Raw genomic sequence first — 22,844 nt, 5'->3', positions numbered from 1 at the left:
TACTATTCACATCTGTAATTTCCAAAAATTCATGCCATTAATAAGCCAGTATTGTTCCTTGTCTGGTACTAACAAGCCAAAATCACTATTTGCTTGAGCGCTCCAATCAGAAGGCACAGACGCTTCGTGACTTCTATCCCAATCAGTATGGCGGTATATTTTTTTGTCAAAATTAATATAAAACTTAGGTAGCCGCATTCTCCAGCTATCCCACTCAACTGATACTGGCTCTGTTAATGTAGATAAAAATCGCTCAACATAATCATAAAAACTGACAAGCTGCTCATCATCCCTGTCCAATGTGAAGAATGATCTCATCCAATCAACTGTATAAATAGCAACATCATTTCTGGTTATGTAATCTTTAAAGTTATCCTTAGATAATACAGGAACTCCATTTCTGAATGAACTTGCTGCCTCGTCATACAGAGACTCCTTCATCCATCCTTTAGCTATATACGCCTTATATTCCGGCCTAACATCTATGCAATAATTATCCTTATTATCAACAAGATAATAATGAATACCATCCACAACAAAGATAGCTATATCTTTATCACCATTAAAAATGGCATTGAGTAAATTCTGATAATCATTTGTTAAATTCATTCAGAAATTCCTCTTTCGTTAATACGCGAGCTTTTGATGAGTTTTGCTCTATCAACCTATCCCACACCTTAGGCAGTTCAAGTGAAACACTAGGTTGACCTTTTGTAGGATCGACAATCTTAGGAGCATCCGGATCTTTCGGCACCCCAGGAATTGGCCTCTGGGGTACTGCTGCATCCATTATTTGTTTATGGAGAGCCGCATCGACTTCAAATACGACTACGCTACCATCTTGTCTTCTATTAGTCAGGTAATAAGCAGCATGATTTGGTCCATTAGTGCTAACACACAATTGCCCACTACAACCCGAGTTAATAGTCACACTTCCGTCAGAGTTTACATTAATTCTATTCTGACTTGTTTGTGTACCATTTCCTCCACCTTCAACCCGAAAATAAGTTTCAGATGAGTTTGGTACATTTTCTATAGGTTTTGCCGTCGAGCTTCCAGGTTTCGCCCCCGGAGCCACATCCTTCCCAAACTGCTTCGTCAGTGCACCTGATGCGACTACAGCACTCACACCACCCGCGATGTACATAGAACCAACATAGGCTCCTGCCCTCGCTCTGGCCTCTTCCTCAGTGTAGCCGAAGGTCATAAACGCCTGCGTATACCCTTCCAGAACGTTAAATACTGCCTTCGCATTCGGATCTATAGAGTTCAACAGATTCTGTATCTGTTGATACCCTGCCTGAGCCTCTTTCGGGTTCTGGTAAGTCTGGTTGAAGTAGGTATTCAGCGCTTCTTTGGCTTTATCCTTCTCCGAGTCACAAGCTTTACCACTTTGTTGGCAAGCATTCAAAAACGCCAGATCACTTTCCAGATCCTTACGATTTAACGCCTCTTTATCTTTCTGCTCTTCTGGCGTCAGGTTCTGTTTGTGGTTGAGATATGTCTGGCGGTCCTTGTCACTACTGCTCAGATAGTTATTCTCAACCTCATTCTTTGCCGTATTCGCACCACTTCCAACGGAAGCCAGATTACCATCGCTGAGGCCAGCTGCGCCAGCGCCAGCAATAACCACCAGATTTGCAACCAGATGTTTTTGTTCATCCGATAGTTTTTCTGTCTCAACTCCCGGATACAGCACTTTCGCGATCATCTCCGCTGCTACCGCTGAAGTCAGCCCCCCTGCGGCCCCACCCAAGGCACTACCGCCCTGCGACTGCGCCAGAAATGCGCCTAGTACCGTATGCAACGCAATGCGCGCAGGTTCGTTCCCTTGCGAGACGTCTTTCACCAGTTCTGCCAGATAGGGAGCCGCCGCGCCAGCAACCGCACCATTTACATTACCGCCTAGTCCCCCCGACAACGCGGCCGTCAGCGCCGTTCCCGCCGTCCAGTATCGACCGCCGACACCGTAGTCTTGTTCAACCTGTTTTACTTCATCGCTGGCACGTATGCGCGCGTCTATCTCTTCGTCCGGTACGCCTTCGCGACTCAGACGCGCCCGGGCCTGCGCTTCCGCCTCGGTTTTTTTATGTTCTTTATAAGCATTCAACGCCTGAACGCCCAGCGCCGTCGCTTCTTTCTGGATTGCCAGCTTGTCCTCGATCTTGCTACGGTCAAAGCCATCTTCAACACTGTCGTTCGCACCGTCCGTGTCGCGGCTGAGATTTGCGATATCCTGCTGCTGACCACCAGCGTCACGTATATTGATGACTGCCGGTGCTACCGCCGAATGCGTGATGCCGGTCTGTTTATCCTGCACCATTTCCAACCCTGCCACCGGCATGCTATCCGTGGAGACGCCTACGCTGAATCCCGTTCCCTTGTAATCAGATATATTGGCTATATCCCGCCATCCCAGCGTTCCGGTACTGAGACGATTTTTCTCTTCCTCCGCCTCAGAAGCCAGTACCGCCCCGTCTAACTGAATATGGTGGCCCACCTGGATATCAAATCCATCGGTCCCCGCCCGGATACCGCTCTGCATCAGTACCGATGCATAACGGTTATTCAATATCTGTTGGCTGAGATTGGCGTTTCCAGTCACAGTTTGACCACCGCAAATCGGCGGGACGCAAATACTGACATTCAACCCCGCGCTGGTGTTCTTACTGTCGTAGGTCGACATATTCTGTGAACTGCGGATAAGCAAATCACCACCAATGTCGGCCTCTGCGCGTTGACCGGTAACGATCGCGCCACTCAGCACCGTATCTGCACCGCTGACCAGTTTCACGGTATCGGTCGCATTAACCTGAGTTAACTGATGGGTCTGACCATTCCCCTTTTTCTTTTCTTGTTGGTTGCTGGCGGAGAGTTCCACCGTAAAACCGTTTTGTTGTCCCCCCAGTCCGAATCCCACCCCGACCCCGGCCCGACTACCGCTACTGCTTTCGGTTACAGACTCTTCATTTTGCGCAGAAGCCAGATTCATGTTATTTCCCGCCGCCAACTTGATGTTACGGCCACGGATATCCGTGCCTATCGCGGTAATAACCCGCTCCGCTGCCAACTGAATGTCTTCTCCGGCATACAAGGTACTGCCTTCACGCGTCACCGATTCTTTCTGCTGACTGCTCTGACTTGAGCCGCCACCCGCGCTTATGGTCACCTTAACGGCGGCACTATTCATATCCGTCACGGTGGTCTGCGTCGCCAGATTGAGCGCGGCTTGCGCCGCATAAATCGCACTCAAACGCGGATCCCGCTTATCCTCTACCGATTGTGACAGCCGTTCCAGCGCTTGTACGGCACTCACTGCATAGCCGGACAACGCCGTAGTCACACCATACTGACTGCTTTGCTGCTCGCGTAACCGATATTCAGTGTCGATGGCTGGATTCAGCGTGATATCACGTCCGCTCAGCAGCAGGGATTTACCTGCCTGTAGATCTGCACCTGCAATTACAATATCCTCTTTTGCCACAACCCCGATATCGCCCTCACCACTCTGTATGTGACTGCGCAGTGTGCTTTGCTGGTTAACTTCATCCACTGAATGATAAAGACTCGACTGCCAGCCTACCGTGCCGCTGTAACCGTCACCGCCCAGATCTCCGATGGTCTTCCTGCTCCCCGTTGTCTCGCTGCTAGCGCTGTTTTGTCCGGGTTGAATCACCACATTGCCATTTTGAGCTTGCAGGAAGACATCCTCCACGCCAGTCACCGCCGCACCCGCAATATGAATATCCCCGTTATGGCTGTTCAGCGTGACCGTTTGACCGCTGACCGTACTGGCCGTCTGAGCCAGTGTGTCGCTCTGCTGCGTTTCCCGTGCGTTCTCACTGGCGAACGGGATCATGCCAACCCCATTATTCGGCCCGCCGCTGATATGACGAATGGCTGACCCAATACCGGGGATGGCATTGCTCAAGGACCAGCCACTGCTGGTGGTTTTCCGATCGCTGCGCTCGGTATCGCTGGCACTTTGCAGGGTGATACCCCGCGTCGCATTAAGCAGAACGTTCTCACCAGCATGAACCGCGCTGCCTGACACCAGGATATCGCCAGAGCGGACTTTACCAGCACCATCCTGCTGACTATCCCCAATGGCCTGTAGCTGAATGTTGCCCGCTGCCGTTAAGGAACTACCGATTTGATAAATCCCCTGCGTGTGCTGCTCGGTTTTACTAGACGTGCTACCCACCGACACCGCAATTTGTGGCGCATCGAAGATCATCGCTGCCGTTTCACCAATAAACAGCCGGACACGCGATGTTGCCCCGTCCGTTTGGGCGATATCCCGCAAATTCTGATAGCTGTCATATGGTGTGCCTTTCAGGGAAAGGCTAATACCACTACTTTTAGTTTCAAACCGGGTGGTGATATCGCGGGTATCCTGCCCGGAGGTAATAGCAATATTTTCGGCAAGAATATCAATGTTCCCACGGCTGTTATCATCGGTCTGGGTATTGCGTGCGGCGATAATGTCACTGCCGGTAACAGATACGTCTTTGCCAGCCTGGATAACCACATTGCCATCCGCTGCCCCCATCAGGCTACGAGCCTCACTCTGACGGGTTTCTGCGCCATTATATTCCGCGCTGCTGGATTGTTTGCCGATAGTGAAGCCAATACCTCCACCGCTCATTAGACCCGATTTTTTTTTGGTTTGTTTTTCATAATCACGTTGCTCTTCGATACTGGCTGTGATGTCGACATCATTACCTGCTTTAAGCGCGACAATCGAGTCGCCAGTGATGGCGGAACCTTTCACATTGATGTCATTGTCGGCCTGTAACACCACGCTGTCGCCCGACAGCAGACTCCCTTTTTCCTCGGTACTGAAATGATCACGAACGGTATGCGTCACCGTTTTCGAGAAGGTTTTCTTCTTGACTTTGGTTTCTTCAAAGAAGGTGTGCTGTGTTTCCGTCGCAGACAGCAGATTGATGTCGTTACCGGCCTGCGCCGTCAACGCGCCGCCGGCAATTCCTTGCGCGGCTTGGAGGTTGATGTCTCTTCCGGCTTGCAGGATTAATCCTTCTCCGGCGGTCAGCTCGGTACCTTGTTGGGTGATGTTTTGCTGCCAATCAGCGTGGCGCTTCCACCAGTTGCCGCTGTAACTTTCCTCTTCCTCCGATAGCAGATTGAGATCGCGACCGGCCGCTAATGTTGCATCGCCTTTGGCATTCAGACTGGCCGCTTCTGATAGCACATCGCGCCCCGCCAGCAGGTCAAGATCGCCGCCGCTCAGCAATTGCGTCGACTCGATCGCCTGAGTACGGCGCTGAGCCGCGCCGCCGCCGTTGCGATTCAGCGTTTCCTCAAGAGTTTGCTGTGCGGTGAGTTGGATATCGTTCGCGGCCGTCAGCGATAACCCTGCGCCGCCGGAAATCATGCTGGCATCTATCTGAATATTGTTGCCCGCATTGGCTTGCAACGTACCTTCCGCAGACAACTGACTTCCCTGGACCGCCGTACTCAGTGATGATTGACTGCGGTTCCAGCTTTGATCCAGTCGATTATTGGTCAGCGTCAGTGCTTCAATTGACACATTGTTAGCGGCATTCAGTGCCATATCCTCACCAGCGCTCAGCGTTGCGGCTACGTTACGGATATCATGGCCTGCCGCCATCGTCAGGCTATTGGTTGCGCTGATTGCCGCGGTTTTACCCAATTCGGTGAAAGTGAGGGAACCCGTTCCACTACTCGGGGAAGCAGACGCGGATGTTTGCCATTGGCGCGATTCGGTTTTATTGATGATATCGCCGTTAATGCTGGCAAGTTGCAGCGTGTCGCCTTCGATTCGGCTGCTGCTATTGGTGATATTATTTAACGCGACCAGATTCAGACTACCATCCGATTTAAGCAGCCCGCCTTCCTGATTATCAATCTTGTCGCCGCTGGCGATAGCCAGTAATTCAACCGCGCTAATCGTACCGCTATTGGTGACGCTGCCCCCCGCGCTCAGATTAACCTGATTGGCGACGATGGCGCTGCCCTGCACGTTATTTTTGTCGGCCTGCGCCAGATACAATTTCGGCGCCAGTACGCTTTGGCCGTTGACCTCAATATTTTCCCACCAAACAATGCTCTCACTGAGGTTGGCGACCTGATCCGGCGTCAGGCTGACGCCCAATTGCAGATCCAATCCTTTTTGCGCCGCCGCCGCGTTATCCATCAACTTTTGCATTTGCGACAGGTCGGAACCCGTACCGTCAAGATAGCGTTTCCCGCTCTGACTCAACACGGCATTGCTGATATAGCGAGTGTCGAATTCGGCATCGCCCAGAAAACGGTAATCATGGTCGGCATCCAGATTCAGTTTATCCAGCAGATAGGACGATCCCAGAACGTTGTCCGCTTGCGTCCATTGTGAACGAGTTTCCACCTGCGCCGTCGTTAATGGCTGTTGACCCAGCATGCTCTGCAAGTCATTGAACAGGCTGTTATCCACCTGCCCCAACTGTTCCAGTTTAGGGTTGGTGTGGATCAGATAACGGCTATCGCTGTTCGGATCGACAACCAGTAGCCCATTGTTGCCCGCGGGCAGCGGATAATCCGCCAGTGGACTACTGCTTAATGCTTGTAAACCGTTACCGATGGAGTCCATCAGTTCAGCAGCCGAGAGATGGCTGAACGGCGCCGACGCTTCAATGTTTATCGGCGTAGTTGCATCATCCGTGATAAGCGCGTTGACCGCGCCCGGTTTTTCCAGTGTGATGGCCGTACTAACGGCGGCATCCTCAGTATTTAACGTAACCGATTGAGGTTTCTCGATATTGGTCTGTGTTGGGCCATCGATCGACAGACCCGGCGACTGCTGCGGAATCTGGCCCGTGTTGCTTAACGCGATCGGCTCAGCCGCGCCGGGCGACGTTTGACCAGGCATCTCTACGTCAACCTGCCCCGGTTTTAGCAACACTAGCGCATCATTTTTCGTTAGCGATTGCGGTTCTGCGTTTTCCAGCGCTATCGTTGCGGCGCTAATCTGTTCCGCCTGCACGCCAGGCTGTAACCTGGGTTCAGTCACCTGACTTAAAGACACATTTTTAGCCGTCGAGCTGACCTCACTGGCGTTGTGCCCCAACGTAGCGGCATCCACGCCGCTATTGCTCAGATTAACGGTGTCAGTGTTGAGCGATGCATCGTTACCCACCAACTGGCGCGTGGTTTGTTTCTGCAACGGCGACAGCGTCAAGGTGGAGGCCAATACCGGCGTCACCGTGGCGGGGATAAAACCGTCGCTGCCCGGTTGCAGCGTGGTGTTGCTGATATCTTCTTTAAAATCGGCGGTGATGGTGCCGCCGGCCTGAATTAAGGCGTTATAGCTTTCACCGATGGTTTGTTCGTAAGTGGGGGAGCCAGAAAGTACATAGGGGATATATTTATCGGCTTTTTTTCGTGCGGTACTGCTAATATAACTTGTTGTAGGTCTAGATTTTTTAAAAACATCTATGCCAATTCTACCTTGGTAAATATAAGTGAAATACTCAGTTAAACTTCCAGTTTGGTATGAGTGATTATCTAATTTCTTACCATAGAGTTCCATATTACCGACTGCTAATAATGATGAGGTTTGATTTATTAACTCATCAGCAAATATTGAAATGTTATCTCCTGAACTAATTTTAGCTGCATTATTTTCAGATTTTACCTCGATCAATTTGCTGGTAATAGCTACAGTTTTAATGTCAGCCTTTTCATAGGGTGCATAGAAGTAATATGTGTATCTTTTAGGTGCGCCATGACCACCGCCGCCTGTTTCAAAAATCTCTGTGTAAACTCCATAGTCACCCGTGTTAAACCACTCTATCGGTATATTCGCCGTTGTCTGTCCAGCCCAGTCCGGCACAGAATCAGCCGCCAATTTCGTCTCTGTTACCACCAGCCCTTCACGCTGGTTAATCAACGTGCCGGTAGTAATCGTGATATCCCCAGACTGCGTTTCGATAGTACCGGAACTATTTAATACGGCGGTGCTGGCATTACCCTGTTCATCGCGCTGGATCCACAGATTATTACCCGCCAGAATATTACCGAATACATTGCGGAGCCCATCGGAGAATAACCGCATATTGCCACCGGCATATAACAGGCTGGTATTATTCAGCGCCGCGCCCGCTTGCATCAATAAATCACCGGTAGCGCCAATCAGTCCCCGATTGTGAATATCGTTTTCACTCACCAGAGACAAATTCCCCCCTGCCTGAATACTGCCCGCTTCCCGTTGTTCAATAGTTTGCGCGGTAATACGCGAATCGCCGTCACCGGCCAGAATATTACCCTGATTAGTCAATTTCCCGGCGCTGGCGAGCACCACCGATTGCCCCTGAAGCGTGCCGCGCTGATCGAGATCGCCCGCGACGTTTAGCGTTAAGCGGTTCCCGGCAGCCAATAGCTGCGTAAACGTCAGCGGCCCGCTGATATCGGCGGTCAGATTACCTAGCGCCAGCAGTTGCCCATTTTGTTGCAGTTCGTCGGTTTTGAGGCTTAAATCCTGCGCGCTGTAGATTTTACCGCCCTGCTGATTGATCAGACGGTGGGTTTGCAGCGCTAGCTGCGTCAAGCCGAGTAAGGTGCCCTGATTTTCCAGCACGTCAGCGATGATTTCCGTGTGCTGCGCCTGAATCAGCCCTTGATTGACCCATTGCGGAATGCGCAACGTAACTTTATCCTGCGCAATCAGGCTGCCTTGTTGGGTAAACTGCTGCGTTTGCACATCCAGTTCCCGTCCCTGTAACCAGCCGGCATTATCCAGTGCCGCCGCTTTCAGCGTCGCTGTGCCGTCCGACAATATTTGCCCGGCCTGCTGGTTGGTTAATTTTCCAACCGTCTCCAGTTGTAACGATGTCGCTCCCTGCAATACGCCGTTATTCTTCAGCGAGTTATTACCGTGCAGCGTAAGGTCGGCGGCATTAATCGTGCCCTGATTATCAATAGCGTTCGCCTGAACGTTCAACGCGCCGTCGCTGACCAACCGGGCATTTTGCGCATTGCTCAGTTGATGTTTCACTGTCGCATCAAGGTTCTGGTTGCCGCGCAGCGTTCCCTGATTGGTTAGTGAATTGGCGGTTACATCCAGCTCCAGCGCCTGAATTTGTCCACGGTTATTGATATTCGCCGCCGTCAGCGTTGCGTTACCGCCGCTGACCAATTGGCTATCTGCCGCCCCCTGATAGTCACCGCTTAGTCGCAGCGTGGCCTGTTTAACCCCCAGCATCTGTCCCTGATTGTCCAATTCGCCGGCGATAAGCTGCAAATCGTCAGACTGCCACAGCCCCTGATTGATGAACTTATCGGTGTTAACGGCGCCGACGCCGCCATTCAATAAACGGCCCGCTGATTGATTCAGCAGAAAATCGGCGAATTGCAGGTCAAAACCGCCAATACCGGTTACGGTTCCGGCGTTATCGAAGATCGCGCCGCTCAAGGACAGCGCGCCCTGGGAGAAGATATCGCCCTGATTGCTAATCTGTTTACCCGCGAATGACAGGCTATTCAACCCCGCCAGCGTGCCGCTATTGATCAGCGAACCCACGTCTATGTTCAGATTATCCGCCTGCCACAGGCCCAGATTGTCGGCCTGTTGCGCCTGAATGGTCGCGCCGCCCCCGCTTAACAACTGACTGGTTTTATCGCCAATATACTGGTTGAGATTCAGCAACCGCAGCGCGGAAGTGCCCTGAATGCGCCCTTGATTTTCTACCCGCTCAGCGCTAAGCCGCAGATCGTTCGCTTGTACACTGCCGCTATTGTTGAACCGGGTACTGTTAATCACCCCGTCGCCATTGGTCAGTATTTCACCGTCTTTACGGTTGGTTATCTCTTCCTGGTTGGTTATTTGCAGGTGAGTCAAGCCCAATACGCGACCTGCATTATCCAACGAACCGGTATTCAGTTGCAGGTTATTGGCCGCTATCTCTCCGCTCTGGATTACACGGTTTGCCGTCAGAGTGGTATCGCCGTCACTAAGCAGTTGAGAACGGTCATTGCCCTGATAGCTATCTTGTAACGCCAGTTGCAACCTGTTTTGTCCAACCAGCGTGCCATCATTGCGTAATGCGTCCGCGGTCAACGACAGCAGATTCCCCTGCCAGAATCCCTGATTGCTGACGTTTCCCACGTTCGCCAGCAGTTCACCGCCGGTCAGTAACTGCCCCGCGGCGCCGACGGTAAGTTCATCGGTCAGGTCCAGTTCAAGCCCGCGCTCACCAACGATCGTTCCCTGATTGTCAAACGACTGGCCGGTTAATTGCAGAATGCGGCTTTCCCAACGGCCGGTATTGCCAAGGCGATCGCCGTGCAGCGCTAATACTCCCGCCGTATACAGCAAGCCGTTGCCTTGATACTCACCGTTCAACGACAGTCCATCGGTGGCGACCACATTGCCGTCGTTGCGAATAGCCGCACTGCTGATAGCTGAATATCCGTTGCTGGACAGTGTTCCCCGGTTATCCAACCGCCCGACGGAAAGCTGGCTGTCGCCGCCGGAAATCAACACGCCCTGATTGGTAAAAATGCCGTTTGAGCCGGAAGGATCAAGCGTAACCGCCAGCCCTTTATCGCCTTGAACACGTCCGCCATTGGTAAAATTATCCGCGGCAAGACTCAGGTACTGCGCCTGCCAGTCGCCGTCATTTACCGCATCGGCGGCGTTTAATACGGCGTTGCCCAACGACAACAGTTTTCCATCCTGTTGATTGACCAAATCGCCATTAGCCGACAGCTTCAGCGCTGAAAGAGCAAATATCAGCCCGCTATTGGTTATCTGGTTGGCTGCGGTATCGATGGTATCGGCCTGCCACTGGCCGAGGTTTTCCACCCGTTCGGCCGTCACGGAACCGTTGCCCTGACTCAGCCATTTGCCCTGATTGCGGGCAGTCCCGCTGATTGCCAGCGTCAGCGCATCCACGCCCAGCATTTTTCCCTGATTATCCAGTTCATCCGCCTGCACATGCAGGGTTCGGCCTTCCAGCGTATCGCGCTGATTGATACGTTTCGCCGTAACGTTCAGCATATTATTGCCGCTGATTAACCCGCTATTATCAAGTTCGTCTTTCAGCTTCAATTGCAGATCGTCGATGCCCAATATCTGGCCGCTGTTAAGCGCCGATACCGCCGTAACCGCCAATCGCTGGCTGTTCAGCCCGCCCGAATTATCCAGTGTTCCATTGAGGAACAGTCGCAAGTCGTGAGTGGCGTTGATTTTCCCGGCGTTGGCCAGCGAGTCAGCGCGCATCAATAATGAATGGCTGTTTAATTCCCCCTGATTATTCAAATCGCCGCTGAATGAAAGCGATAAGCCATTAACCCCGGTTATTTGCCCGTCATTCACCCCTTGCGCCGCGTCTGCCGTCAGGAGATTACTGTTCAACGTTCCCGTATTGTTCAGCGTCTGAGCGATATTCAGCTTTAGGCTATCGATCCCCGTGATATCTCCCACGTTAATAAGATCGTGAGCATCAATCGTCAACGCCGCGCCATACAAGAATCCCTGATTATCCAGCCGGTCATTGAGGGAGACAGTCAGTCCGTCAACACCGTTCATCTGCCCCTGGTTAATCAGCCGATTGGCGCTAACCCCCAGCAAATAGCTATTCAACGAGCCCTGATTATTCAAGGTATCATCGAGCGTTAATATCAGTTCGTTGACGCCGGTGATATCACCGTCATTGCTCAACGTTTTCGCTGTAATGTCGGCACGATTGCCGAGGATCGTTCCCTGGTTGTCAACCGTATCCCCAACCAACGCTAACGCCCGGCTTTCCCAGTAACCGGCGTTACGCAGATGACTGCCGCGCAGCGTCAGCGTGCCGTCCGTATTTAACAATCCATTCCCTTGATAGCTGCCATGCAATGACAGGGATTGCACCGCCAGAATGTTGCCGTCGTTGCGGGTTTCGGTACTGATAAGCACCGTATCGCCATGACCAGATATGATGCCCTGATTATCGATTTGCGATGCAGCCAGTTGGCTACTACCGCCGGAAACCAATATGCCCTGGTTCAGCAACCTCCCGGCGTTTGCTGGATCAAGAGTCATCGCCAGCGCTCGGTTGCCCTGGATCCGACCGGTATTAGTGAGGTTTTTGGCATTCAGCGCCAGATTATCAGCCAGCCATTCACCGTGATTAGTCACACTGGCCGCGTTCAATATCGCCACTCCTTGCGATAACAGCTTGCCGTCCTGCTGATTAATCAACTCGCCTGTTGTCGTTAGCGCCAACGAGGAAAGCCCCAGAATTTGTCCGCTGTTTGTCACCTGACCCGCGCTCATCTCAAGGGAGTCCGCCTGCCATTGGCCGAGATTCTCGACTTGTTCGGCGGTCAACGCGCTGTTTCCCTGACTTAACCACTTGCCCTGATTGCGCGCGCTGCCGCTAATCGCCAGCGTCAGCGCATCCACGCCTAGCATGTTGCCCTGATTGGTCAGGTTTTCAGCGGTGAGGGACAACGCACGGCTGGCGATATCACCATTATTCGTCAGGTTCTCTGCAAGATTGAAGGATAGCCCGCCGACGCCGGTCAGCGCTCCGTCATTTGCCACTCGGGTTGCATGTATTGCCAGAAGATTGCCGTAAATATCACCGGTATTTTGCAGGGTGTCGTTCAGTTCGAGAGTCAGGCGATTATCCGCGCTCATATCGCCATGGTTGAAAAGATCGGTGGCGGTAAGCGTCAGCGCCGCGCCGTAGAGCGAGCCCTGGTTTTGCAGACCATCTCCAAGGGTTAGCTGCAATGTCTCGATTCCGGCCATTTCACCGTGGTTGACCACATTGTTGGCCATGACATTAATGGTATTGCCGAGCAGCGATCCCTGATTATTCAATGACAGTCCATCTAGCTGCAGGGAATCGCCTTCCCATTGCCCGGCGTTATGCAGACTCTCGCCGCGCAGCGCCAGCGTGCCGTCGGTTTTTAACCGCCCTTCGCCCTGATAATTTCCCACTAACGACAGTGACGTTGCGGCCGCCACATCGCCGTCATTGCGGATATTATCACCGGTCAGCACCGCACTGCCGTTACTGGATAACACGCCCTGATTGTTAATCTGTGTGGCGGTCAGTTGGCTGTCGCCAGCGGAAATTAATGTCCCGTTGTTCAGCAGCGTCCCCGCAGGCGCCGAGGTGCTGAGAGCCCGCGTATCATCCGCGAGCGATAGCGCCAATGCTAACGAGGACTGTTGATTAATGTCAGGCGAGATAACCGCAATTTTCAGGGAGCGATCGCCCTGCACCCAGCCTTCGTTGGTGAAACGCTGGGTCTCAAGCAGCAGATTCCCCGCCTGCCACTCTCCTTCATTAAGCGTATCCGCCGCCTGTAATGTGGCGACGCCCTGCGTCAGCAATTTACCGCTTTGCAGGTTTAGCAATGAATGGCTGGCTGTCAGCTGTAGCGCCGCAATCCCGGCTATCTGCCCGGCGTTGGCAATCTCATCGGCGGTGAGCGTAATATCTTTTGCTTGCCATTGCCCGAGGTTGTCGACGCTTTGTGCCGTGACGGTGTTGTCACCCTGACTCAGCAACGCACCGCTATTATGCAGGCTGGAGCGGAGCGCCAGCGTCAGCGCATCCACCCCCAGCATTTTACCCTGATTATCGAGCATCCCGGCATTCAACCGTACCGTGTATCCTTCAAGGTTACCGCTTTGCCGGACGTTTTCCGCCGTCAACGCCAACGTCTTACCGCTTAGCGTACCGGCGTTATCCAGATCGCCTCGCAAATTCAGTTGCAGATCGTCCACGCCGAACAGACCGCCCAGATTGTTCACCCCAGCGGCGTCCACCGACAACCGTTCGCCATTCAGGTCGCCGCGATTGAACAGATGCTGATCCAGTATCAGGGTCAGTTCGTCCACGCCGGTTATCTTGCCGTCATTAATCAGGCTATCCGCCGTCATACCGACATGGTTACCCAATAACGTGCCCTGATTGGTCACCGTCTTCCCGAACAGTTGGATAATGTCGCTTTCCCAACGCCCCGTGTTGGAAAGGTTATCGCCGCGCAGCATCAACGCCTGTTCAGCCTGAATCCGGCCGCTATTGGTCAGATTTCCTGCCTCCAACGTCAGACTGGCCGCCAGCCAATCGCCTGCATTCGCCGTATCAGTCGCGGTTAATACCGCCATCCCCTGAGAAAGCAATTTACCGGCCTGTTGATTGGTCAACGTGTCTTTGGCGGTTAGCGTCAGCGCCTCGATACCCAGGATTTTTCCGGCATTGGTTATCGTGTCCGCATTCAGCGTTAGGGTTTGCGCTTGCCACTGACCTTGATTATCAATCTGACGTGCCGTGGAGGTACTTTCCCCCTGACTAAACAGTTCACCCTGATTGTTAAGCGTGTTGGTAATCGACAATGTCAGCGCATCGGCGCCCAATATCGTTCCCTGATTATCCAGTTCGATGGCATCCAATCGTATTGATTGCCCTTCCAGCGTACCCTGCTGTTTTACCGCCGCTGCGGCTACATTCAGGTCACTGTCTGCGTGGATCATCCCACGGTTATCAAGATTACCGGACAAACTGAGTTGAAGGGCATCGACTCCGGTGAGCCGCCCGCTGTTGTTCAGACTACCCGCGGTGATAGCCAGCAGATTACCGTCCAACGTTCCCTGATTGTCCAGGCGGTCAAGAATATGCAAATCCAGATGTTGGATACCAGAGATCTGTCCGCGATTGCTGAATCGATTGCTCTGAGCCTGCGTGGTCAGCGATCGCAGATTTCCTGAATTATCTATAGCCAGAGCATTTAGGCTCAAGGCGTCGCCACTGAGCCAGTCGCCGGTATTGATCAGGCTATCATGCGCATGCAGCATACTGGATTGAAGTGATTGGGCCTGACCGCTGTTGGTAATGTTATTGGCACGCAGATCCAAGCGCTCGCCCTGCAATATCCCCTTATTGACAATGACATTGCCCGACAGCAGCCAGCGTCCTTGCGCCAGCAGGCTCCCGCTATTATCAAGAGAGTAGGCCGTCGCCTGCGCATCACCGCCGATGCTGGTTTTGCTCTGGTTAAGCCAACGATCGGCGTTCAGTAAAAACTGCTTCGCCTGCAACTCGCCGTCGGTTTCCGCCTGGGCGGCGCTCAGCGTCAGCGCCTCTCCCGCCAGCAATTTTCCGCCCGCACGTTGCACCAGTTGACGATCGGCACTAATCGTCAGCGAATTATCGGCCTGAATAATCCCCTGATTGTCGAGCGAATCGCTTTGAATCTGTAACTCCGGCGCGGTCAGCGTACCGTCATTGATGACGTCGCCAGCGGCAACCGCCAAGGTTTTCCCAGCCAGCAACATGCCGCTGTTATTCAGCCCCGTGGTCAGCGTAGCCGCCAGCGACGCGCCCGCGCTGAGCGTGCCGCTATTCAGCGCGGCGCCGCCGGACAGATTGACCCTCTGTTGCGCATTAATCGTGCCGTGGTTGTCGATCGCCTGATTGTTCAGATCGATATTTTGACTCGCCGTGACCTCGCCCTGGTTGGTGAAAAAGGTACTTTGTAATGCCAGCGTTGCTGCTTGAATGGTTCCCTGATTCGCCACGCTGTCGGCCAGCATGAACAAATGATTTTCGGTCAGGATTTTTCCCTGATTATTCAGCAGCGTTTGTAACTCAAGCTGCAAATCGCCGCGGGCGCTGAGTAATCCTACATTGTCAACGCTGCCCGCTTTCAACGTCAGTTGCTGCGCCGCCGACAGCGATCCGCTGTTAATCAGTTGGTTTCCAACCAGCGATAGCCCCTGCAATGATGCGATATCACCCTGGTTATCCAGCGAATCAACGTTCAGAGTCAGCGTCTTCCCGGCCAATGTGCCACCCTGAACGATTTGTCCGCCCTGCAGCGTCAACGCATCACCAGAGGTCAGATTACCTTGCCAGTCGCCTTGTTGAGTGGCGCTAACCGTTGCGCTATTTTTAGCCTGGAGCTGAGCGCTGCGGGTGGCGGTCAACGTTTCTGCCTCAAGCTGAATCGCCTGCGCTTCGGCGATCCCGGACAGCGTGATGTCTTTGCCTTGAATGCCAAGCTCGCTATCGGCTTTAATACCGCTTAAGGCATCCTGCCATAACGCGCCGCCAGCCTTTATCGCCACGTTATCGGCGGCTAACTGGGTATTATTTATCGTGACATTGTCACTTTTTATCGTTAGATGATGGCCGGAGATCAGGGCGCCCTGGGTATCGACACCTGCGTTAATCCGGGAATCGGTCGCGTTCATTTCGCCTTTTGAGGCAAGCGTAACGGATTGCCCTGCACGTAACGTGGCGTCCGTCAGGGCGATCCCCGAACTCCCCTCAAGCGTAAGTTCGCCACCGGCCTGCTGCTTACCTTGTAGCGCCAACGCTTCGCCGTTAGCATGGATATTGCCCTGAGCGACCGCATCCCCAACGCTGAGTTTGCCTTTCGCCGACAGCGTGATATCGCCGCTGCGGGCGCTCAGATTACCGACGTTGACGCCGACGCCTTTGTCGCTGGATACCAGCGTGATCCGGTTGGTATACATGCCGCCTAAGGCGCCGGTATCCAGCGCCACTTTGATATCGCCATTCTCCGCCGCTTGCGCCGTCACGTTGCCGTTGGCATCGATCTGATTCGCACCGATCACCACCTGCGCGTCGTTGGCGTTTAACCCCGCATTAATCTGCGCCGTGCGGGAAATCAGGCTGAGATAGTCGCTTTTACTGGCATCCAGTCCTTGTCCCGTCAGCAAAATATCACCGCGCTTGACGTCAATACCTTGTAGTTTGCCCTGCGCGTCAAATTGCGGTTTACCGGTCGTCAAAGTGACCTGCGGCGTATTGATGAATCCGCAACCATCACAGGTAATGCCGTAAGGGTTGGCGACCATTACACTGGCCTGCTTCCCGCCCACTTCCAGATAGCCAGCGAGCGTGCTGCGATTGGGCGATACCACTTCGTTGATAATGGCGTCCGCCGCCTTACCTTTCAGATTGGGGTTATTCTGGATCAAACCGCCAAGCTGGGTAGGATTAAGCTGAGCGGTGCCGTTATTCAGGATCAACCCTGATTTATCGACATTGAAGTCGTGGTATTGGTTGTGGGAAATCCCCGCGCTATTCGGCGTCGCGATATTCACCACGGGTACGCCGTTGCCGGCTTTCTCCACCGCGGTATTGCCGTTAGCAACATTGATGCCGGCCGCCATCGCAGGCAGTACGGGTTGGAAGGCAATAAGATTAATCAGCGTATAGGCCATTAATCGTTGCGTTGTTTTAATTGGTTTCATCCCTGCCCCCTGTTGTGACATGCATTCAACGGCTAACTAAAAAGAAAGACCGATGCGGTAATAAACGGCAACGGCATCAGGCTTCAGCCAATCCGGATAATCCAGCGGCCAACCGACGGTGATCTGCTGTGACAAATATCGATTGGCGACTCCCGCCCCGACCGCCGCGCCCCACAAAGTGCCGGCGGATTCGCTATCCCCTTGATGCGAAAAAAGGTGACCGCCATCCAACGCCGCCGTTAAGGTCAGTTCGCCCAATAGTGGCAATACGACAGGTCGCCAGTTGATTTCATTGCGCCAATAGCCGCCACGGTCGCCTGACAGATATTGTTCTTTAAATCCGCGTACTGAACTTTCTCCGCCCAGCGTGACCTGCTCGCTGCCGTACAACGCCTGTGCCGAGTACTGACCGTAGAAGTTGGTGAGATAACTGATGTTTTCGCTGATCGGACGGTAATAACTGGCGGCCAGCGTCAGCTTGTTAAATTCTGCCCGCGGCGCATCGCTATCTTTGCCAACATCGCTTTCCGCCCCAAACCAGCGAGTCCCGCGGCTGTACGCCGGGTTAAATGTCGCCAGCCCGCCCCACAGTTTCTGGCTGTGATTAACGCCGACAATCGCCGTGCTGAGTTTTCGGCTGCTGGACTGCAAAAGTACATCATTGAGGTAGTTATGCCCGATACGGTGGGTCATGCCTGCCGACAGACTGGTTTTCATATCGCCATTACGAAAAACCACCCGCGATACTGACAGACGGTGCGTCTGACTATCGCCGGTCGAATGCCAGAGGAAATCCCTATTCAGGAAATCATTGCGATAGCGGTTTTGAGAATAGTCATAGTTGAGCGTCCAGTAACCATACGGCAGCGACACGCCCGTTTGCAGATTATCGGCATGATTGCCATCAGAGAATTCACTGCTGTGTCCCCCGCTGATAAACCACTGATCGGCGATCCCCAGAATATCGTCCGCCCATAGAGCGCCATTGAGCTGCTGTTGTCCGGTGCTTTTTTGCCCACTATTATCAAAACTGATGTTTACAGTTAGCGGCAGCTGTTTTTTACTCGTCAGATTGACGATGGAATAACCAGGCCGACTCCCCGGAAGAATTTCAATACTCACCTGCTGCGTCGGCATGCGGTTAAGCTGTTCCATCCCCTGTTCAATATCGCGAAGATTCAGTATTTCGCCTTCAAGTCCAGGGAATACCTGTTTTAAAAAGCGCGTTGATTCATTATTGATTTTAATGTATTCCAGCCGGCCTTCCAGAATATCGATCGTTAATATTCCGTCGGACAAATCCTGCTCGGCAATAAATGCGCGACTGGTAATATAACCTCGCTCGATGTACCAATTACTGACATCATGAATAAGTTGATTTATTTTATTAACATTAATGCACTGATTAATGTAATTTTTATTTAACCATTCTTTATCTTTTTTGTTTAATAATGAACTATGGTTATAGCGAACGTCATGAACGACAAAGCAATGGCCCGTTTCGCTCTGCCGACCGGCATCCTCGCTCGCCTGAGGTTGATTCAGTTGTAATAAGAATTCACGCTGCTGCCTTGACTGCTCAAGGACTTCCGTTTGTCGTTGCTGTATTTCATTGCGGTCTGCCGGGGTAAGCGGAGCCGAAAATACAGAATAAGAGAAAAAAAGCGAAAATATAAAATACAGATTGATAAAACCACGCATGAATTTCATCCCTGATAATTAATATGTTTTATCCGGGATAGTAAAACCGTTACTTATTAACCTCAACATGTTAGTCGATATATTACTCTATAATAATTAATTTCTTTTAGTTCGATATAAAGTATCTCAATAAACAATAATTAAAGCTCAATTGTTCGGTATGAGCGCGGCACGCCTTATCAAACGATTATCTTGTGCATCAACAATAAACGGTCGGCAGTGGTTACTGCCGCGCCTGATAATGGTCGCGCGCGGCGGGAAACACCCTTTCGCTGAGAAAATCGATAAATACTCTCAGTTTTGGCGTTAGGTAACGACCCGACGGCCAGACCACATGCAAACTGACCGTGCGTGCGACATATTCATCCAATACGGTGCGCAGCAGACCGCCGGCCAACGCCGCTTTCACGGAGAAGTCCGGCAGACAGGCGATGCCCAGCCCTTGCAATGCGAAACACACCCGGGTTTCAATATTATTGCAAACCATGGAGATGGGAATGTTCAGATCGGCCTCATCGACCAGCGGCCAGGTTTCCAGTTTACCGCTGTTGGGAAAGCGGTAATGCAGGCAGGTGTGTTGCGTCAAATCGGCGGGCTGGCGCGGGATGCCCGCCCGTTCGAGGTAAACCGGCGAAGCGACCAACAGCATGTTGAAGTCACCCAGTTTGCGGGCCTGCAATCGGGAATCGGTCAATTGGCCGGTGCGAACCACGGCATCAAACCCTTCCTCAATGACATCAACCTGACGATCGCTGAAATCAAGATCCAATTCAACGTCAGGATATTGACGCATAAATTCGCCCAGTACCGGCAACAACAGCGAGCTAATCACGGGCAGACTGACCCGCAGCCGTCCGCTCGGTGTCGTCGCAACCTGCGACAATTCCTGCTCGGCGCTTTCAATCTCGGACAGAATGCGCCGGCTGCGCTCAAGAAAAAGGGCTCCCTCGGCAGTCAAGGTGATACTGCGGGTACTGCGATGAAATAAGCGCACGCCCAGCCGGGCTTCTAACCGTGAGATACTTTTTCCCACCGCCGATGCCGAAATGCCCAACGTGCGCCCTGCCAGCACAAAACTGCGCGTTTCAGCCGCCTGAACAAACACAGTTAGACTGCTCAGACTGTCCATGACACCTCCGATTACGGACAAATTTGTCCATTAATAAAGGAAATTTACCCTCCTTTTTCCGCATTTCCCAGTAATCTATATTGCGTTATATCTAACGTCGTAACGTTACTATCCATCTAAGGAGCTTAAAGTATGTCAGAGATATCGCCATCGGTTAGCGAGCCGACATCCCCCAACAGCGCGCTATCTGCCCGCCTGGATGCCGTAATCGAACAAGCCATTGCCGAGCAGCGCATTGTCGGCGCCGTGGTTATTGTGCGGCGGCATGGCAAAGACGCATATCGCGGCGCAGCCGGTCTGGCGGATCGGGAAAGCGGCCGGCCCATGACAGAGGCGACGCTGTTTCGTCTGGCGTCGGTCAGTAAACCGATTGTCGCAACCGCGGCAATGGCGCTGGTCGCGCAAGGCAAATTGGGGCTTGATGAGGATATCCGCCGCTGGTTGCCTGATTTTCAGCCGCGGCTGGCAAACGGCGAAGCGCCCGCGATCACGCCTCGTCAGTTGCTCAGCCATACTGCCGGATTGAGCTATCGTTTTCATGAACAGGATGACAATGGCCCATACTCCCGCGCCGGCATTTCCGACGGTATGGATGACGCCGATATCACGCTGGCGGAAAATGTTCGTCGGTTGGCAAGCGTACCGTTGTCGTATCAGCCGGGCAGTTCCTGGGAATATTCGCTGGCGATCGACGTGCTGGGCGCGGTGATTGAGCGTGTCTGCGGCCAACCGCTCGGAGACGCCGTCCGCTCGCTGGTTACCGCCCCGCTCCATATGGATGATACCGCCTTTTATACCCGTGATGCGGATCGTCTGGCCACCCCCTATGTGAATGACACGCCTGCGCCACATCGTCTGCAGGAAGGTGAAATCGTGCCGTTTTCAGAAGAGGCCGTCGGCGTTCGCTATTCCCCTAACCGGGCATACAATCAGCGGGCGTATCCATCGGGCGGCGCCGGGATGATCGGCACGGCCGGTGATGTCATGACATTGCTGGAAACGCTGCGTCAAGGCGGCGCGCCGCTGCTTTCCGCCGAACTGGTTGAAGAAATGGGCCGCGATCAAACGGGAGGATACGCCATTCCCGACGCACCCGGCATTGGTTTTGGTCTGGGATTCTCCGTACTGCGCGACCCGGCAGCCGCGAACTCCCCGGAATCCGTGGGAACCTGGCGCTGGGGCGGCGTCTACGGTCATTCGTGGTTTGTCGATAGGCAGCAAGGGCTTAGCGTCGTGGCGCTCACGAATACCCTATATGAAGGGATGTCCGGCAACTTCGTGACCGAACTGCGGGATGCCATCTATAGCGCAGGGCTCTCAGGGAAAAAGTGATGGAACAACGCTCAACTTCGTCAGGCTTCCCGTTATCCGGCCTACTGGCGCTGGCGATGACCGGTTTCATCGCCATCATGACGGAAACTTTGCCTTCCGGCCTTCTGCCGTCTATCAGCCAGGGGCTGAATGTATCGCTGGCGCTGGCCGGGCAACTGGTAACGCTCTACGCGCTTGGTTCAATGCTGGCCGCCATTCCGCTGGTCGCCCTGACCCGAAGTTGGGGACGCCGTTCCGCGTTGCTCGCCGCGATAATCGGTTTTTTCTTGTTCAATACCGTCACCGCGGTTTCATCACACTATACCCTGACGCTGGTCGCACGCTTTTTGGCTGGCGCCGCAGCCGGTCTTGCCTGGGGATTACTGGCCGGCTGCGCCCGGCGAATGGTGCCGCCGCATCAGCAGGGTCGCGCGATGGCGATCGCCATGGTGGGAACGCCGATTGCGCTGGCGCTGGGCGTTCCATTGGGCGCATGGCTGGGAACCGTGGTTAGCTGGCGTACCGTCTTCGCGGTCATTTCCGGGCTAACGCTGTTGCTGATCGGCTGGGTTGTGCTAAAAGTGCCGAATTTCCCCGGGCAAAAGACCGGGGAAATGAAATCAATTGTCCGCGTGCTGACTACGCCGGGCATACGGCCGATTCTCTCGGTGATCGTGCTATGGATTCTGGCTCACAACGTCCTATACACCTATATTGCGCCGTTTCTTGCGCCCGCAGGGATAAGCAACCAGGTAGACAGCGTACTGCTGGTATTTGGCGTCAGCGCGCTGGCCGGGATCTGGATCACCGGATTGGTTGTCGAACGCTGGTTACGTCGGGGCGTATTGGTCAGCGTCGGTATTTTTGCCCTTACCTCGCTTGTTTTGGGGCTGGCTGGAACTTCTCCCAGCGTAATTTATCTCTGCATGGTGTTCTGGGGGCTGACGTTTGGCGGCGCGGCGACGCTATTACAGACCGCGTCGGCCGATGCGGCAGGCAGCGGCGCTGACGTCGCACAGTCGATGATCGTTGTCGCGTGGAATCTTGCTATCGCCAGCGGCGGTATCGTGGGGGGAATACTGTTGCATAGCGTTGGCGTTACCAGTTTCCCCTGGATATTGCTGGCGCTGTTAATTGTGGGCTGGATTATTGCGTGGCAGTCTCATCAATATGGATTCAAACCTGGAACGCGTACAGAGAGCTACGCCGTTCGCTGCGAGTGCGAGGGGTAAGAGAATATCGCGCGGGGAGGTTATTCTCCGCAGTGTTGGGGAGAAACGCACTACCCGTTTTCATGCCTTTTCATCAAGTCCTACTTAAGGGGCCGCCCCGCAAAACGTGTCATTTAGTTAAGCTGTATCTCGAAATGTATCCTGTAATAAATTCATCACAAATGAGGCCTACTTTGAAAAAACCGCGTTTTCCCCCATGTTTTTGACGAAGAAAAAGGAGCGCCGC

Annotated in this window: 6 protein-coding genes; 2 read left to right on the top strand and 4 right to left on the bottom strand. The window is 53.3% G+C overall.

Annotated features, from left to right (window positions below; all coding sequences use genetic code 11):
- Nucleotides 1-6: 6 nt before the first annotated feature.
- The 4 genes from ACN28R_RS07310 to ACN28R_RS07295 form a co-directional block, all read right to left on the bottom strand.
- Nucleotides 7-609 (bottom strand): hypothetical protein, encoded by a 603-nt coding sequence (locus ACN28R_RS07310; protein ID WP_095834044.1) that lies wholly within the window; start codon nucleotides 607-609, stop codon nucleotides 7-9.
- Entirely contained in the window at nucleotides 593-17,245 is a 16,653-nt protein-coding gene (locus ACN28R_RS07305; protein WP_095834043.1) for a hemagglutinin repeat-containing protein, read from the bottom strand. The genes ACN28R_RS07310 and ACN28R_RS07305 overlap by 17 nt, the downstream gene beginning before the upstream one ends.
- 36 nt (nucleotides 17,246-17,281) lie before the next feature.
- Nucleotides 17,282-18,946, bottom strand: a complete 1,665-nt coding sequence (locus ACN28R_RS07300) for a ShlB/FhaC/HecB family hemolysin secretion/activation protein (RefSeq protein WP_095834042.1) — start codon at nucleotides 18,944-18,946, stop codon at nucleotides 17,282-17,284.
- A 223-nt stretch (nucleotides 18,947-19,169) separates the two neighbouring features.
- Nucleotides 19,170-20,075, bottom strand: a complete 906-nt coding sequence (locus ACN28R_RS07295; protein ID WP_095834041.1) for a LysR family transcriptional regulator — start codon at nucleotides 20,073-20,075, stop codon at nucleotides 19,170-19,172.
- Between the two features lie 132 nt (nucleotides 20,076-20,207).
- Between ACN28R_RS07295 and ACN28R_RS07290 the strand changes: the two genes are divergently transcribed.
- Complete coding sequence (locus ACN28R_RS07290) at nucleotides 20,208-21,407, top strand: serine hydrolase domain-containing protein (RefSeq protein ID WP_095834040.1); 1,200 nt, start codon at nucleotides 20,208-20,210, stop codon at nucleotides 21,405-21,407.
- Nucleotides 21,407-22,618 carry an MFS transporter gene (locus tag ACN28R_RS07285; RefSeq protein WP_095834039.1) on the top strand — a complete coding sequence of 404 codons (1,212 nt, stop codon included), beginning with the start codon at nucleotides 21,407-21,409 and terminating at the stop codon, nucleotides 22,616-22,618. The genes ACN28R_RS07290 and ACN28R_RS07285 overlap by 1 nt, the downstream gene beginning before the upstream one ends.
- Nucleotides 22,619-22,844: the final 226 nt, after the last annotated feature.

Origin of the sequence: Brenneria goodwinii, from assembly GCF_002291445.1 — a bacterium.
In the GTDB taxonomy this organism is placed as follows: domain Bacteria; phylum Pseudomonadota; class Gammaproteobacteria; order Enterobacterales; family Enterobacteriaceae; genus Brenneria; species Brenneria goodwinii.
Note: the sequence above shows the minus strand (reverse complement) of the source record. Positions and strands in the feature narration are given on the sequence as shown.